The organism is Lacibacter sp. (genome assembly GCF_057361365.1).
On record NZ_JBMQSG010000019.1, the window covers coordinates 111,837 to 129,838 of the forward strand.

9 protein-coding genes and 1 pseudogene are annotated in these 18,002 nt (G+C 40.6%); all 10 read left to right on the plus strand.

Annotation, left to right across the window (positions count from 1 at the left end; translation table 11 throughout):
- The first annotated feature begins 104 nt into the window (after positions 1–104).
- The gene (locus tag ACO1QW_RS16545; RefSeq protein ID WP_486260442.1) at positions 105–1,091 is read left to right on the plus strand and encodes an aldo/keto reductase; all 987 of its coding nucleotides are present in this window, start codon (positions 105–107) and stop codon (positions 1,089–1,091) included.
- A 75-nt stretch (positions 1,092–1,166) separates the two neighbouring features.
- Positions 1,167–3,587 carry a glycoside hydrolase family 2 TIM barrel-domain containing protein gene (locus ACO1QW_RS16550; protein WP_486260443.1) on the plus strand — a complete coding sequence of 807 codons (2,421 nt, stop codon included), beginning with the start codon at positions 1,167–1,169 and terminating at the stop codon, positions 3,585–3,587.
- A 177-nt stretch (positions 3,588–3,764) separates the two neighbouring features.
- A complete protein-coding gene (locus ACO1QW_RS16555) occupies positions 3,765–4,511 on the plus strand; it encodes a DUF3826 domain-containing protein (protein ID WP_486260445.1) in 747 nt (248 codons plus the stop codon).
- A gap of 54 nt (positions 4,512–4,565) precedes the next feature.
- Positions 4,566–7,916, plus strand: coding sequence for a SusC/RagA family TonB-linked outer membrane protein (locus ACO1QW_RS16560; RefSeq protein ID WP_486260446.1), 3,351 nt, complete (start codon positions 4,566–4,568; stop codon positions 7,914–7,916).
- A gap of 26 nt (positions 7,917–7,942) precedes the next feature.
- Positions 7,943–9,958 carry a RagB/SusD family nutrient uptake outer membrane protein gene (locus ACO1QW_RS16565; protein ID WP_486260448.1) on the plus strand — a complete coding sequence of 672 codons (2,016 nt, stop codon included), beginning with the start codon at positions 7,943–7,945 and terminating at the stop codon, positions 9,956–9,958.
- A gap of 111 nt (positions 9,959–10,069) precedes the next feature.
- On the plus strand, positions 10,070–11,719 hold the full coding sequence (locus ACO1QW_RS16570) for a pectate lyase family protein (RefSeq protein WP_486260450.1): 1,650 nt from the start codon (positions 10,070–10,072) through the stop codon (positions 11,717–11,719).
- A 57-nt stretch (positions 11,720–11,776) separates the two neighbouring features.
- On the plus strand, positions 11,777–14,755 hold the full coding sequence (locus tag ACO1QW_RS16575) for a DUF6298 domain-containing protein (protein ID WP_486260452.1): 2,979 nt from the start codon (positions 11,777–11,779) through the stop codon (positions 14,753–14,755).
- A gap of 3 nt (positions 14,756–14,758) precedes the next feature.
- Complete coding sequence (locus ACO1QW_RS16580; RefSeq protein ID WP_486260453.1) at positions 14,759–16,165, plus strand: glycoside hydrolase family 140 protein; 1,407 nt, start codon at positions 14,759–14,761, stop codon at positions 16,163–16,165.
- 54 nt (positions 16,166–16,219) lie between these two features.
- Positions 16,220–17,203: a glycoside hydrolase family 43 protein gene (locus ACO1QW_RS16585; protein ID WP_486260455.1), complete on the plus strand. Its 984-nt coding sequence runs from the start codon at positions 16,220–16,222 to the stop codon at positions 17,201–17,203.
- 31 nt (positions 17,204–17,234) lie between these two features.
- A pseudogene (locus ACO1QW_RS16590) lies at positions 17,235–18,002 on the plus strand (six-hairpin glycosidase); the annotation flags it as partial.

Genomic DNA, 18,002 nt, shown 5'->3' on the forward strand with positions numbered 1-18,002 from the left:
CGAAGACGGAAAGGCACCAAGGTGCACAAAGTGAACTTCGTCAAACGCCCTCGTCGGACGGGAGAAGAGAAGGAATTTTAAGATAGTCAGAATAAAAAAGAATTATGCAATACATAACATTAGGCAAAACAGGATTCAATATTTCAGCGATCAGTCTTGGTACCTGGCAAGTAGGTGGTAAATGGGGCAGTGCATTTGATGAAAAAAATGCAGATACCATTTTAAATACTGCTGTAGATAACGGCGTCAACTTTATCGATACGGCTGATGTGTACAGCGATGGTGAAAGTGAAAAAGCGATTGGTCGTTTTCTCAAAACAAGAAAAGAAAAGTTATTCGTTGCAACAAAATGCGGCCGACAAATTCAGCCGCATGTGAACGAAGGTTATACTCCTGCTGTGTTGCGGAAGTATGTGGAAGATAGCTTGACTCGTTTGCAAATTGAAACAATTGATTTGATTCAGTTGCATTGTCCGCCAACAGCAGTCTATTATCGTCCGGAGATATTTGCATTGTTTGATGATTTGAAGAAAGAAGGAAAGATTCAAAACCTTGGTGTAAGCGTGGAGAAAATAGAAGAAGCATTGAAGGCAATTGAGTTCGATAATGTAACAACGGTGCAGATCATCTTCAATATGTTTCGTCAGCGGCCTGCTGAATTATTTTTTGAACAGGCGAAGAAGAAAAATATCGGCGTGATCGTGCGTGTGCCATTAGCAAGTGGATTGTTAACCGGTAATTACTCAGCTCAAACTGTTTTTGAGACTGGTGATCACCGCCAGTTTAACCGCAATGGTGAAGCATTTGATAAAGGAGAAACATTTTCCGGTATTGATTACGCAACCGGATTGCTGGCAGTGGAAGAATTGAAACAGGTTGTTCCTGCAGGTAAAACTTTATCGGCACTGGCGCTGAAATGGATATTGGATTTTGATGCGGTGAGTACAGTTATTCCGGGTGCTTCAAAACCTGAACAGGTAACACGTAACCTCGAAGCATTAAGTGAAGAATCGTTAAGTAAAGAAAAATTACAGCAGGTGCAGGCGGTTTATGAAAAGTATATTAAAGCATCGGTGCATCATTTGTGGTGAGCCACGAAGGCGCAAAGGCAGGAAGCTGCACAAAGAAACTTTCAGCCTTACCGTCTTACCGGCAAAAAAATAAAAATGAAGTTGAAAAAAAATACATTTCTCGTTGTTGCATTCCTGTTGTTGAATTTTATTTCAACAGCACAGATTCGTTCAGTTATTAATTTCAACGATGGCTGGAAATTCTTTTTAGGTAACGATAGTCTTGCAAGCAATGCAAACTATAACGATTCCAAATGGAGAAGCTTAAACTTACCACATGACTGGAGTATTGAAAGTAATTTCTCTTCTTCATTTCCTGCTACCAATCAAGGTGGAGCATTGCCCGGTGGCATTGGTTGGTATCGCAAAACATTTACGATGCCTGCTTCTTCAGCAAATAAGAATACAAGAATAGAATTTGATGGCGTGTATAAGAACAGTGAAGTATGGATCAACGGACATTACCTCGGTAAACATCCTTACGGTTATATTAATTTTTCTTATGACCTTACTTCTCATTTGCAATATGCAAAGCAAAATGTGATTGCAGTAAAAGTTGATAACATTCTGCAGCCCGATTCAAGATGGTACAGCGGTAGTGGTATATACAGGGACGTAAAATTGATCACAACAAATAATGTAGCCATGGCAGAAGCCGGCGTATTCATTACAACCCCGGTCATCACATCAAACAAAGCAACTGTTTCAGTTCAGTACAACGTCTCAAACACAGGGAAGCAAAAAGAAATTGTAAACCTGTATACCGATTTATATAATGCATCAGGGAAGAAAGTCGCTACATCAAAACATATTGTGCTTCGTACAATTCCTGTTGGCGGGTATTCTTATACTGATCAAATACAAATTAACACACCCATACTTTGGTCAACTGCAAAACCTTATTTGTACCAAGCAATTACAAAAATTGAACGCAATGGAATTTTGGTGGATGAAGTAAAAACATATTTCGGCATCCGTTCTTTCCGCTTCGATGCTGCAAACGGTTTCTTTCTCAACAATCAACCCTTAAAGATTCAAGGTGTTTGTATGCATCATGACCTGGGTGCATTGGGTGCGGCCTACAATCATGCAGCAGCAAAACGCCAACTAAAAATTTTGAAAGAGATGGGCGTAAATGCCATCCGTTTCTCTCACAATCCACCTGCAGCAGCATTACTAGATCTCTGCGATGAAATGGGTTTTCTTGTACAAGTAGAAGCATTCGACATGTGGAAGAAAAAGAAAAATAAATTTGATTACAATCTATACTTCGATGAATGGCATGCACGTGATATACAGGCGATGGTGTTGCGTGATCGTAATCATCCTTCTGTTTTTATGTGGAGCATCGGTAACGAAATAAGAGAGCAGTTCGACAGCACCGGTACAACCATTGCCAAACGTTTGGTTGATCTTATCAAAGCAATCGACACAACACGACCTGTTACCTGTGCACTCACGGAAAATTTTCCGGAGAAAAATTTCATCTGGAAATCGGGCGCATTAGATGTGCTGGGCTTTAACTATAAGTTATACGATTATGCAGAGTTACCGAAACGTTTTCCCGGTCAATCTTTTGTAGCAACAGAATCAGCATCTGCATTATCATCCCGTGGTTCTTACGATATGCCAAGCGACAGTAATCGCCTTTGGCCTCCCGATGGCAAAACGCCAACTGTGAAAGGTAATGCTGATATGAGTGTATCGGCTTATGATCATGTGTATGCTTATTGGGGTTCTTCACATGAAGCTGCATTGCTGGCAGTTAACAAATACAAATTCATGTCGGGCATGTTTGTATGGAGTGGTTTCGATTTTCTTGGTGAGCCAGTGCCTTATGCCTGGCCTGCACGCAGCTCTTACTATGGTATTGTTGATCTCGCAGGCTTCCCGAAAGATGTTTATTATCTCTACCAAAGTGAGTGGACAGCAAAACCAGTTCTGCATTTATTTCCGCATTGGAACCACAACAAAGGCGATACGGTTGACGTATGGGCTTATTACAACAATGCCGATGAAGTGGAATTATTTTTGAACGGAAAATCGTTAGGCAGCAAATCGAAAAAAACAGATGTCTTACATGTTATGTGGCGTGTGCCTTATCAGCAAGGCGTGCTCAAGGCTTTATCAAAGAAAAAAGGAAAAATAATAGTTACGGAAGAGATCAGAACGGCCGGCGCACCTGCAAAAATTCAACTTACTGCCAACAAAACCAAGATTAAGGCCAACGGAAAAGATTTGTCGTTCATCACTGTAAAGCTGTTAGATAAAAATGGCAACCCTGTTCCCAATGAAGATCAACTTGTAGAATTTTCTGTTACAGGTGCCGGTTATTTAGCTGGTACCGACAATGGCTTTCCTGCTGATAGCACCTCACTCAAAAACCACAAAAGAAAAACCTGGAAAGGGCTGGCGCTAGGCATTATTCAATCGTCAGGAAAAAACGGAAATATTACAGTTACTGTAAAATCTGCAGGATTAAAAACCGCCAGCATATCGCTTGAAACTGAGAAATAACCCGACAAATAAGGCTTCCGGGAACGTTTCCGTAAGTTTTTGCTGAATAGTAAAATGTTCCATCAATATAGCAAAACCTTACATTTTTAAGGCAACCAGCAAATGTACCTTTAGTTCGTGAATGAGATAAGGGGTTTTACCCATTTTCACATTCGAAAAACGATTAAATGCTGTAGAATGAAAAGATATTTGCTTGCATATACTGATTGTAGCACTTCCAACAAATCAATTTCTGTTTGTTTATCACTACGCTTATTTACTGCAGGTAAATTCCTCACATTTTTAATTACACTTTTATCAACATCATTCGTTTACGCACAAGATAACAAGGCAGTTGATACCAATTATATTAAAGCTATCACAGAACGTTCTGCCAAGATCGTTAAGACACTTTCAATTAAAGACGCTGCGCAATTTGATAAGGTCGTAGCGTTACTCGTACAACAGTATAGTGGCATTAATAATATACACGAAGAAACTAAACTCGCTTTAGCAGCAATCAAACAGCAATCAATCACCGCTCAGGAATCTGCTCTTCAGGTACAAAAGCAGGAAGAGAAAAAAACTGCCCAGCTTCAGCAACTGCACAGTTCTTTTCTTGCCGGGTTACAAAAGGTTATTTCTGAAGAGCAGATTGAGCAGGTGAAAAATGGTATGACCTACGGCGTATTAAATGTTACGTACACTGCTTACCAAGACATGATTCCAACCCTCACTGAAGAACAAAAGAAAAAAATCTACGACTGGCTTATTGAAGCCAGAGAACTGGCAATGGATGGCGAATCATCAGATAAAAAGCACGCCATCTTCGGAAAGTACAAAGGCCGCATCAACAATTATCTCTCTGCTGCAGGTTACGATCTCACCAAAGAAAGAGAAGAATGGAATAAACGATTGAAAGCAAAAAAAGAGTCTTCTAAATAAACAACTACTGGCAAAACGAAAACCCGGATTCAATAATAAAAACAATACAATTGTATGAAACTTAAACGACTGCTTGCGTTGCTACAGGTAATTACAGCTCTTACTGTTTCACTGAACTTGTATGCTCAACAGGTAACTGTAAAAGGTACAATCATTGACGGCAAGACGTCCACACCATTACCAGGTGCGACCGTGAAAATTAAAAATGGTACAGCTTCAACAGTCACCGATGCTAATGGTGCTTTTCAAATTGTGGCCCCATCTTCAGAATCGATCCTGTCGATCACCTTTGTGGGGTATAAAGTATATGAGACCAAGGTTGGTCAGGGTGCAGATATTAAGATTGCCCTTGAAAGTACTGGCGCTGACCTTAATGAAGTAGTGGTGGTTGGTTACGGTACCCAACGAAAAAGAGCAATTACTGGGTCGGTAGTTTCTGTTGATCCAAAGAAATTAGAAGAATTGCCAGTGGCGTCTATATCTGAAATGTTAAGAGGACAAGTTCCTGGCTTAAACGTTTCAGGTGGTAGTACTCGTCCCGGATCAATGGCGCAAGTGAGTATTCGCCAGCAATTTAACTGGGGTAAAGATGGTGGTGGTACCATTCCATTAATTGTAATTGATGATGTGGTTCAAATCGATCCTGCAACTAATCTTCCTACTTTGGATAAGTTCAATCAATTGGATTTGTCGGAAGTTGAAAGCATTACTGTTTTGCGTGATGCAAGTGCGGCCATTTACGGTACACGTGCTTCGCAAGGCGCCATTGTTATCAAAACAAAGAGAGGAAAACTAGGACCTCCCAGAATTAGTTATTCTGCAAAGTTTCAAACAAATGATGCAATTAGTCACGGTAAAGTGATGAACGCAAAAGAATATGGAATCTTCTCAAACAGGTTTCAGCGTGGACTGGGAAATAACGCAACATCACAGCCAAACAAATTTTTTACTGATGGCGAACTTGCCAGTATGGACTCTTTGAATTATGATTGGTTGGCAAATGATTGGAACAGGGCGAATACTATGCAGCACTCTCTTGATGTAACTGGTGGATCAGAAAGAGCTACCTACTTTACAGGGTTTTCTTATTATACACAGGGCGCTAATTTGGGCTCGCAGGATTTTAACAGGTGGACATTCCGTTCCGGTACCGACGTAAAGGTTCTAAATAGTGTGAAGCTTTCTGCTACAATTTCAGCGAACAAAACTGAAATGGAAAAGTCATTCACTAAAATCAATTTTTCTGATGGCTATGCAGTAGGTGGTGAGCAAAATGATTATAACGTGTTGCTTCATATGCCTCGCTATATTCCGTGGGAATATAATATCAATGGATTAACCAGGTACGTGTCTCCAACACTTGGTACAGATAAAATTGGTTCTGCAACGGGTAATAACTCGTTGTCAAACTGGAACTATTATGCGTTGTTGAATAATGGATCATTTACAACAAATAAGAACTTCAGTTATACCGGTAACTTTTCATTGCAGTACGATATGCCGTTTTTGAAAGGTCTGTCAGTTAGGGGTAGTTATGCCTTAACCCATACAGCTGGTAATACGGAGCAGGTAATGATGCCTTTACTTCTTTCGCAGGCGCAAAATATTAATACTGCCAATAATCATTTGTATACATCTACTTCTACATGGAGTCAGTTTACTAACAGATCAAACTCGAGAGTTACATACGATAATACAACCAGTGCTTTAGAGCAAATCAACTTCTTTGTAAACTACGACCGCATTTTTGGAGATCATAATGTGTCGGCGGTAGTTTCAGGTGAGCAATCAAAAGTTACAAATGAAGATCGCTACCAAATTTATGAGAACCCGATACCGGGCGTTTATAATGGAACTTCGGTTTCTGCAGGAACACTGAATGCTTCTAATACAATTACCTACCGTCAAATTGGAGGAACTCAATCTTTCTTAGGTCGTGTAAACTATAGTTATAAAAACAGGTATTTAGCTACGTTCCTTTTCCGTAGCGATGCTTCCAGCAAATTTGCTCCTGAAAATTATTGGGGCTTTTTCCCAAGCATGTCATTGGGCTGGATTGTTTCAGACGAATCTTTTTTCAAGAAAAGTGTTGATTGGGTTGATTATCTGAAAATCCGTTTCTCTTTAGGAAGAACAGGTAACGATAACGTAAAAGCTTGGAAGTGGTTACAATTGTACCAGCTTGCGTTAGACAAGGGTATGGCATTCGGAACCAGTGGTGGTAATTACACTTATGGAATTACGCCTGATCCTACTCCTTTTAGAAATATCAAATGGGATAGAACAATACAACGCAACCTTGGTATTGACTTCTCCATCTTAAATAGTCGTTTATCAGTGAGCCTGGATGGATATTACAATTCATCTACTGACATGTTAACGTCTATGACAACAGCAATTAATGTTCCTATATCTGTAGGTGGCGCATTTGCAGAACAGAACTATGGGGCAATCAACTTCTGGGGATCTGAAGTTTCTGCAACGTGGAATGATCATATCGGCAAAGACTTCACTTATTCAGTAGGTATGAACTTTGGTTGGTCAAACAATAAAGTAAAAACATATCTCGATCAACCGTTTAACTATCCATCAACATTTGCAGGAAAACAATTGGAAGGATACTCTATGATCAGCGCACAGTGGGGATACAGAACATGGAAAGGAACTTCAACAGGTGATGGAATTCTGAGAACAGATGCGGATCTCGACAATTATTGGGCTTATCTTACCGACCTTGCTACAAAGGCAAATACTACTCCGCTTTATAATGCAGGTAGTGCAAACATTTCTACCAGAGCAGGTTTGAGAAAAGGTATGATGGCTTACGAAGATGTGGCAGGAGCTTTAAACGCTTCAACAAAAACCATTGCCGGACAAAACGGTCAAATCAACGATGACCAGGATTATGTTCAACTTGTAAAAAGAAATCAATCTTACGGCATCAGCACCAATTTAAGCATGGGTTGGAAGTCGTTAACCCTGATGGCTCAAATAGCAACAAGCTGGGGTGGATGGAACAGTATTGATAGAATTAAACAAGGTACAAGCAGTACGAATGCCGGCTGGTCGCAAGTGGCTTATCTGAATGATATGTATGATTCTACCGACAACCCGAATGGTAAATACCCTAATATGGCTTTCTACGACAACGCATATAAAAACTCTGATTTTTGGACAGTGTCAAACTTTAGAGTTGTAGTACGGTCATTGAGCATTGGCTATACCTTACCTAAACAATGGTTAAGCAAAGTGCACGTATCAAATGCAAAAGTTGTATTAGCTGGATATAATCTGTGGGATCTATATAATCCATATCCTGGTAAATACAGAAATATGTATGATGATCCAAAAACGGGTTATCCCACATTACGAACATGGTCATTGGGCATAAACCTTGGATTCTAATTTTAATTCTAGTCAACAAATTTCATATGAAAAGAAAATTATCATACTTCACAATACTTTGTTTAGCTACATTAACGCTGACAAATTGCAAAAAGAAGTTTTTGGAAGACATGCAGCCCTATGACAAATATGGCGAAGAGCAGGTTTTTGCCAATGAAGCATTAACGGGTTATTATATCGATAGAATTTATAACTATTTCTTTGTAAACTTTAGAAGCCCACTACAAGCTGAAACTACTCTTGGATCTTACGACGATTCTAAAACACGGATGACTGAAGAAATCGGCGGCACAGTGAGTAACTATATCAACCCGAATAAAAATCTGCAATTGGCTACTGAGGCAGATGCCTATTATGGTGGTACGCTTACCGCTAGTATTGCCAACACGCCATATACCCGCATTCGTTTGGCTAACTTTTTACTTGAAAAAATAGATGCTGAAGGAAAAACCTTAACGCAGTCATTTAAGAATTCTGCAAAAGGTCAGGCGTATTATTTCAGAGCGTTGCAATATTTTTATTTAGTTCGTACATATGGTGGTGTTCCACTGGTTTTAAAGGTGCAGGAAGCAAGCAGTTCAGATTCTTCGCTCCGCTTACCTAGAGCAACAGCTTCAGAATGTTTCGCTCAGATTGCAAAAGACTTTGATTCAGCCGCTGCATTACTTCCAACAGTTTGGAGTGGTTTAACAACCAACTATGGTCGTTTTACGAGTGGAGCAGCGCTGGCCATGAAAAGTCGTGTATTGCTTACAGCTGCAAGTCCTTTATTTAATACTGATTGGGATAATACAGGTAGCACAAAATGGACGGCTGCTCTTGATGCAGGTTTAGCAGCAGAAACCGCACTCACCGCTGCAGGATATGGCCTCTATGGTACAACAGCAAAGCAGTGGGGCGAAATGACTTATATAAATGACAATATCAGTGGTTCAGGTGTGGGTGGAAATAAAGAATCAATTTTTACCATCTTGCTTTCTACTACAACAACAAGTTCTGCAGGTTACAACAGTCCTTGGGAAAATACCATCAGACCAAAAGACCACAATGGTGGAGGTGGTATTGCTGCTCCTAAGGCGATGCTTGATCTGTTCCCATTAGCCGATGGAAGACGACCAACAGCCGCAAATGGTTATGTTGATACGTTCTTTTTTGAAAACAGGGATCCTCGTTTTTATCGCACGTTTGCTTTTTCTGCTGCAAAATGGCCTATAAAGCAGAATGCCAACAAAACTTCATTCTTCTATAGATGGAGAGAAAACGCAACAAAAGCGCCCGTTTATTCAGGTGGGAATAATGTATTAAGTCCGGCGGTTGTTCGTAAAATGTCCAATCCGGGCGCAGATTCTCTGGCGCTTGCATTTTCAGGAACAGATATTTTTGAATACCGTTATGCCGAGCTGTTGTTAAACATTGCTGAGTGCTATGCTGCAACAGGAAATACCGCAAAGTGTATTGAATATTTAGGTAAGATCCGCAATCGTGTTGGCATTCCTCAGGGAGCAAACAATTGGGGTATTGGAAGCCTCGCCAACAAATACGAAGCTATTGAAGCTTGCTTATACGAACGCCGGGTAGAATTAGCTTACGAAGGAAAACGCTATTGGGACATTCACAGATGGTTGCTCTATGGTGGCAACTCTTCCATGAATCCTTCTGCAAATACCGTTACTAAATTGGGTCTTACTCCTATTAACGGAACTAACAGAACTGGTTATTACTGGCAAGCTAAAAATTTTACTGCTAACGATCCATTAACACCCGCAGAAAAAAATATCATTATCGATCCGGATGCTTCTGCTGCAACTTTTGCAACCCAAATAGCAGCTCTAAAAACGTTGTACAATTCCAAGTTTGTTATGACGCCGCTCGATGTTGCAATGGATAGAGATGGTAGTGCAGCGGTAAATATTTTGTTTAAACCGAACTATTATCTGTCGGGATTAAGCAATACAGTATTGTCCTTTAATCCATGGCTTAAACAAACTATAGGCTGGATGGATTACAATGGAGCGCCTGGTGATTTCAACTCTGCACAATAAAAACAAAAAAATATCGAAAGAGAAGATCACCAAAATCTTCTCTTTCTTTTTTTACCCAAAAAACATGTTTGCTGCCATTATAACGTCTAACGATTAGTAAAATAAAAAGTAATGATAGTAAGAAGTAAAAAATTGGTTTTAGCAGCGATATGCTTTTTTTCTTTGGTTAGTGCATTTGCACAGTATCCCGATATTCCAAAAGATGTTCAGCAAAAGTCTGATTCATTAATGCGTGCAGCCAATGCGCATTCCGATTCTGCATGGAAACTTGCATGGCCCATTATTCAGCAACAATCAAAAGAAGGTAAGCCTTATATTCCGTGGGCTTCACGTTACGATGAATTGCCTCAGTCGGATATTCTTGCTTTTCCTGGTGCCGAAGGTGGTGGCCGTTACAGCTTTGGTGGCCGTGGAGGTAAAGTGTATGTTGTAACAAATTTAAATGATGATGGCCCTGGTAGTTTACGTTGGGCTTGTGAACAAGGTGGTGCAAGAATTATTGTGTTCAATGTTGCCGGTATCATTCGTTTGCAAACACCGTTGATCATTCGTGCACCTTATATCACAATTGCCGGACAAACTGCACCAGGCGATGGTGTTTGTATTGCAGGTGAAAGTGTTTGGATCAACACGCATGATGTGATCATTCGTTATATGCGTTTCCGCAGAGGTGAAACATGGGTTGGAAGAAGAGATGATGCAATTGGTGGTAATCCCATTGGAAATATTATCATCGATCATGTGAGTGCAACATGGGGATTAGATGAGAATATGAGCATGTATCGTCACATGTACAATGATAGTACTGGCAAGATCGAAGATAAATTCGGCACAGTAAACATCACCATTCAGAATTCAATCTTTGGTGAAGCACTTGATACATGGAACCATGCATTCGGCAGCACACTAGGTGGCGAGAACTGTACTTTCATGCGTAATCTCTGGGCAAATAATGCAGGCCGTAATCCTTCTGTAGGTTGGAACGGTATCTTCAATTTTGCAAACAATGTTGTTTACAACTGGGTACATCGCAGTATTGATGGCGGCGATTACCGTGCACAATACAATATCATCAATAATTATTTTAAACCGGGTCCCGCTACTCCTAAAACGCCCATTGCTTACCGTATTCTGAAACCCGAAAGCGGAAGAAGTAAACTTAAAGACAAATACTATGGCCGTGCTTTCGTAAACGGAAACATTGTTGAAGGCTATCCTGAGGTCACAAAAGATAACTGGAATGGCGGTGTGCAAATAGAAGAAGAAAAAGGTACAGGCGAATACAAAGATTATATTAAAGTAAACAAGCCATTGCCAATGTCGCCAATCACAATTTTACCTGCTGAAGATGCAAGGAAATATGTTTTGGCAAATGCCGGTGCAACGTTGCCAAAGCGTGATGCAGTTGATGCACGCATTGTAAAAGAAGCAACAACAGGAAAGGTAGAATTAAATGCCAATGTGAAATTGCCTGAAACACAATTCAAACATCGTCGTATGCCAATTGATTCGTACAAGATTGGTATCATTACAGATCCCTCACAAGTTGGAGGTTATCCTGAATACAAAGGCACGGCTTATACCGATACCGATAACGATGGTATTCCTGACGTATATGAAACGAAAGTTGGATTGAATCCGAAAGACGCTGCTGATGCAGCGAAGATTGCAAAAAACGGTTACAGCAATATTGAAAATTATCTCAACAGTGTAGTGGATGTAAAGAACGTGAAGCCGGTTGTTGCAGCAGTTAAGAAATAAAGATTCGGCAGTACATACTGTTTTTGTATCTTATAATTAGTTTAGAAAGGAATGATCGTGCAAAAAAGAACAGTATATTGTTATTTAATTTTAATCAGTCTTATAACAGGTCAACAGGCTTTATTTGCGCAAAAGCAGGTAAAGCCTGTTCCTCCTTTATACAGTGAAAAAGGAAAGTTGGTTTACACTGCAGATGCGCAGGGAAATCGTATTCCTGATTTTTCGTATTGCGGTTACAAAGCATCGGAAGAATCCATTCCTAGTTTGGAAGTGAAAGTTGTTGTTCCTTTAAAATCAGGTGATGCAACGCTTCGCATTCAATCGGCTTTGGATTATGTGGCTTCGTTACCAGTTGACGCAAGTGGTTTTCGTGGAGCGGTGTTGTTGCAGAAGGGGACTTATGAAGTGTTTGGGCAATTACGCATTCCCGCATCAGGTGTAGTGTTACGTGGCAGTGGCATCAATGCAACAACAATCGTTGGTGCAGGTACAGGCCGTTTGGCTTTGATCAAAATTGTTGGAAAGAAAGCGAATCTATCAGCAGCTTCCGGATTGAAAATCACCGATGCATATGTGCCGGTAAATGCCATGAGTTTTTATGTTGATCAATCGATCAACATGAAAGAACACTCAAATAGAATTATTATCCGCCGGCCTTCAACTGCCAACTGGATACAGTTACTGGGCACAGATCATTTTGGAGGCGGCATTACAGCATTGGGTTGGAAACCGGGTGAACGGGATATATTGATGGATCGTACCATTACAAAAATTGAAGGCAATAGGGTTTACATTGATGCGCCAATTACAACTGCACTTGATACAACTTACGGCGGTGCAACCATTTCTTTTTACAATAACGATGGTCGCATTACTAATTGTGGCGTTGAAAATATCAAACTCATTTCTACGTACGATAAAGCAAATCCAAAAGATGAAGATCATCGCTGGAATGCCATCAATCTTGAAAATGCAGAAGATTGCTGGGTGAGGCAAATAACGTTTCAGCATTTTGCAGGCAGTGCAGTTAGTGTATTGGAAACTTCCAAACGTATTACTGTTGAAGATTGTATTTCTCTTGCACCTGTTTCTGAAATTGGTGGACAGCGTCGTTATACGTTTTTAACTACCGGTCAGCAAACTTTGTTTCAGCGTTGTTATGCTGAAAATGGTTATCATGATTTTGCTGTTGGTTTTTGTGCTGCCGGTCCAAATGCATTTGTACAATGCGAATCAATTCTTCCTTATAGTTTCAGCGGCACCATTGATAGTTGGGCAAGTGCTGTGTTGTTTGATGTAGTGAATGTGGATGGCAATGCATTGCGTTTTGGTAATCGTTACCAGGATGCTAATGGCGCAGGCTGGGCTGCAGCCAACAGTTTGTTCTGGAACTGCAGTGCAGCACGCATCGATTGTTACAAACCGCCCACTGCACAAAACTGGGCATTCGGCAGCTGGAGCCAGTTTGCAGGTGATGGATACTGGAATGAATCAAACAATACAATTACTCCACGAAGTTTATACTATGCACAGTTGCGTGAACGCCTGAATAAAAATGTAGATGTGCAGGCGCAGATTATGGATGTGCCGACAGAAGCGAGCAGCAGTCCGAGTGTTGAAGTAGCACAACAGTTAACAAAAGAAGCATCAAAACGAAAGCAACTGTTGAAGGATTGGATTACACAGGCAGCAACAAGAACAAAAATCAATACGGACGCCGGAGCTGCAAAAACAATTGATCAGATCGGTGTTAAAAAAACAACTGTACCAACACTTGCTCCTGCATTAACCATTAAGAATGGTGTATTGGTACGAGGCACGGAATATATTGCAGGAAAAAGAACAAGTGTGCAATGGTGGAGTGGTGGACTGCAGGCAAAAGATATAAAAGAAGCAAGACCCCATATCACACGTTTTGTTCCGGGAAGAAGCGGCAGAGGGTTGACAGATAACCTTGATGAAGTAGTAGCAGAAATGAAAACAAGCAACACGGTTGCTCTTGAACATAATTATGGTTTGTGGTACGACAGAAGGAGAGATGATCATGAACGCATCCGCAGAATGGATGGAGAAGTGTGGCCACCGTTTTATGAATTGCCTTTTGCACGCAGCGGAAAAGAAACGGCATGGGATGGGTTGAGTAAATACGATCTCACGAAGTACAACCTCTTTTACTGGAGCAGATTAAAGCAGTTTGCTGATCTCGCCGATCAGAATGGATTGGTATTGATGCATCAGAATTATTTTCAGCACAACATTATTGAAGCAGGTGCACACTATGCCGATTTTCCGTGGCGAACTGCTAACAATATCAACAACACCGGATTTAATGAGCCGGTAAATTATGCAGGTGATAAACGCATTTTTTATGCAGAACAGTTTTATGATCTATCAAACCCTGTTCGTGAAGAGCTGCATAAAAAATATATCCGTCAGTGCTTATCAAATTTCAAAGACAACACAGGAGTTATTCAACTTATCAGTGAAGAATACACCGGTCCTTTGCATTTTGTAAAATTCTGGTTGGATGTTATTCGTGAATGGGAAAAAGAAACAGGCAAACATCCATTGATTGCACTAAGTGTAACGAAAGATGTTCAGGATTCAATTTTAGCATTGCCTGCTTATGCTGCAGTGGTGGATATCATCGACATCCGCTACTGGCATTATCAGGCCGATGGTACAGCGTATGTACCAAAAGGCGGAGAGAATTTAGCCCCACGTCAGCATGCACGTTTATTGAAACCAAAAAAGACAAGTTTTGAACAGGTGTACCGTGCCGTAAAAGAATATCGCACAAAATATCCAACCAAAGCAGTGATGTATAGCGGAGATAGTTATCCGGAGTTTGGTATAGCTGTATTGATGGCAGGTGGCAGTATGCCGGTGCTGCCTGAAAATATCGATGCCTCAATTCTGAATGCTGCAACGGGCATGAAACCAGTTCCGTCTTCCAATGCAAATGAATATGTGCTGAGTGATGGTAAGACGAGTATTATCTATAACACAACAACTAAAAAATTCGAAAGACGATAGGTGATGAAGAACAGATTTACAGTTTTGTTTTTATTGTTTGCTTTGTTTGCAAATGCGCAGGTGAAGCAGTTAAAAGTTTCCGCCAACAAACGATTCTTTCAAACAGTTGATGGTAAACCTTTCTTCTGGATTGGTGATACAGGCTGGTTGTTATTTGTAAAATGCAGCAGGGAAGATGCCATTCGTTATCTCGAAACAAGAAAGCATCAAGGGTTTAATGTTATCCAGGTTATGGTATTGCACGATATGAACAATACCAAAAATGTGTATGGCGATTTTGCATTGATTAATGAAGATGTATCAAAACCAAACGTTACACCTGGAAATAATTTTGCGGACAAGAATGCGTATGATTATTGGGATCATGTAGATTTTATTGTAGATGAAGCTGCAAAGCGTGGCATCTACATGGCGATGGTACCCATTTGGGGCAGCAATGTAAAAGGCGGCAAAGTGAGCGTGAAGCAAGGCGAAGCGTATGCAACATTTCTTGGCAAGCGTTATAAAAATAAATCAAACATTATCTGGCTTAACGGTGGTGATGTAAAAGGAACAGAGGGCCTGGAAGTTTGGAAGAAGATGGGAACAACGATTAAACAACTCGATGCAAAACATTTGATGACCTATCATCCACGGGGACGCACTTCATCAAGCGATTGGTTTCATAATGAAGCATGGCTTGATTTTAATATGTTTCAAAGCGGACATAAAAATTATTCGCAGGATACCAGCAGTAACGAAACAAATCATTATGGCGAAGACAACTGGAAATTTGTTGATGTAGATTATAAATTGAAACCGGTGAAGCCAACAATGGATGGCGAACCTTCGTACGAAAATATTCCGCATGGTCTGCACGATAGTTTGCAACCACGCTGGACAGATGCTGATTTGCGTCGTTATGCATACTGGAGTGTGTTTGCAGGTGGTGCTGGTTTTACGTATGGTGAAAACTCAACCATGCAGTTTAATAAAATGGGCGACTGGACAGCGAATTACGGTGTACGGATGAATTGGAAACAAGCTTTGCTTTCACCCGGTGCAACGCAAATGATTCATTTGAAAAAACTCATGTTGAGCAAAACCTATTTCGATCGTGTACCTGCTCAGGAGTTGGTGGTTGATAGTGGCGAACGTTACAACCGTGTGGCTACAACTAGAGGAAGTAATTATGCAATGTTCTATGTGTATAATGGAAGAGATTTTAAAATAGACGTATCGAAGTTGAAGTTTGTGCCAGCGAAAGCAAATTGGTTTAATCCTGCTACCGGCAAACAACAACCGGTGAAAGGGTATAAGAAAGGTATGATCAGCTTTGATCCGCCTGGTGAACAGAAAGATGGAAATGATTGGGTATTGATTTTGGAGCCCTCCCCAAACCCCTCCAAAGGAGGGACTTTGAAACCCTAAACGATAAACAAGCCGATTGATAATAAGATGATGATGTGGAAGAATCTAAAGTTGATGTTCGTAAAATTGTGCCGCTCTTTTCCCTTTGGGGAAAGAGTTGGAGTATGGGGCGTTGTTTTGCTTTTATTTTTCTCTTCCTGTTCAAGCAAAGCTTACCTGTTCACATCTTTTCATGAACCCGCTGATGCAGGTTTGCGGATGTTGTACAGTTATGATGGTAAACATTGGACGGATCTTGATACAGTTCTTTTACAACCGAAAGTAGGCAACCAGAAAGTGATGCGTGACCCATCAATGGTACAAGGACCTGATGCAACTTTTCATTTGGTATGGACGAGCAGCTGGCGTGGCGATCTGGGTTTTGGTTATGCTTCATCAAAAGATCTTTTTAACTGGAGTGAGCAGCAATTTATTCCTGTGATGAAGAACGAACCAACAACTGTGAATACATGGGCACCTGAATTGTTTTATGATGATGAGCAAAAGCAATACATCATTATCTGGGCAAGTTGCATACCGGGAAGATTTGAACGGGGTATTGAAGAAGACAGCAACAACCATCGCATGTATGTCACCACAACACCTGATTTTAAAACATTCAGTGATACGAAATTATTCATCGATCCAAAGTTCAGTGTCATTGATGCAGTGATCGTTAAACGGAAGAAAGATGATTATGTGCTGGTGTTGAAAGATAATACAAGACCGGAGCGGAATATTAAAGTTGCCTTTGGCAGTTCGCCGCTTGGTCCATGGACGAATATTTCAAAACCCTTCTCCGATAATTTTACAGAAGGGCCGGCTGTTATAAAACTAAAAGATGAATGGCTGATTTATTTTGATTCGTATCGAAAGAAAATTTATGAAGTAGTTGCAACGAAAGACTTTGTAAAGTTTGAGAATATAACAACACAGGTAGAAGTGCCCGAGGGACATAAGCACGGAACAATTGTTCCGGTGAAGAAAAAAACAGTGAAGAAATTAATTAAGAAAACAGGCCGCAAAGACCCAAAGACAGAAAGCAGCACAAAGCCTTAGCGCCTTTGTGTCTTCGTGGCAAATAATAGAAATGAAATTGAAGCAATTAATAACAGGAGTAATAATGCTGCTTGCACTATCGCTGCAGGCACAGGATACTGTTCGCTACACAGGCACAACTTTATCGAACGTTGATTATCATCACGGCCAGTTATCACCAGCCGTTGGCGTGCACAATATTCAGACCATGCGTGCCAACCGTGCAGATACAGGGGCTACATCATGGACCTACAACCATGCACCCATGCTGGCGTATTGGAACAATACATTTTATCTTGAATATTTAAGTGATCCTGTTGGCGAACATATTCCACCAGGACAAACATTACTACAAAGTTCAAAAGATGGTTACAACTGGAGTTATCCTGTGGTGATTTTCCCTCCTTATAAAATACCGGATAGATTTGTAAAACAAGGCAAGACAGATACGGCAAAGAACAGCTATGCAGTGATGCACCAACGTTTTGGTTTTTATACGTCCAAATCAAAACGATTATTTGCATTGGCGTTTTACGGTATTGCGTTGGGACAAAAAGATGATCCCAACGACGGTAATGGTGTTGGCCGTGTGATCAGGGAAATAAAAGCTGATGGCACATTCGGCCCAATATATTTTCTACGCTATAATCATTCCTTTTCTGAAAAGAATACAAACTACCCATTTTACAAATCATCAAAAGACAAAGGCTTTGTGGCAGCTTGCGAAGAAATTCTCAGCACTCCATTACTGATGATGCAAACAGTGGAAGAAGCTGATCGTAATGATCCGTTGATCCCTTTACAAAAAGATTTCAAAGCA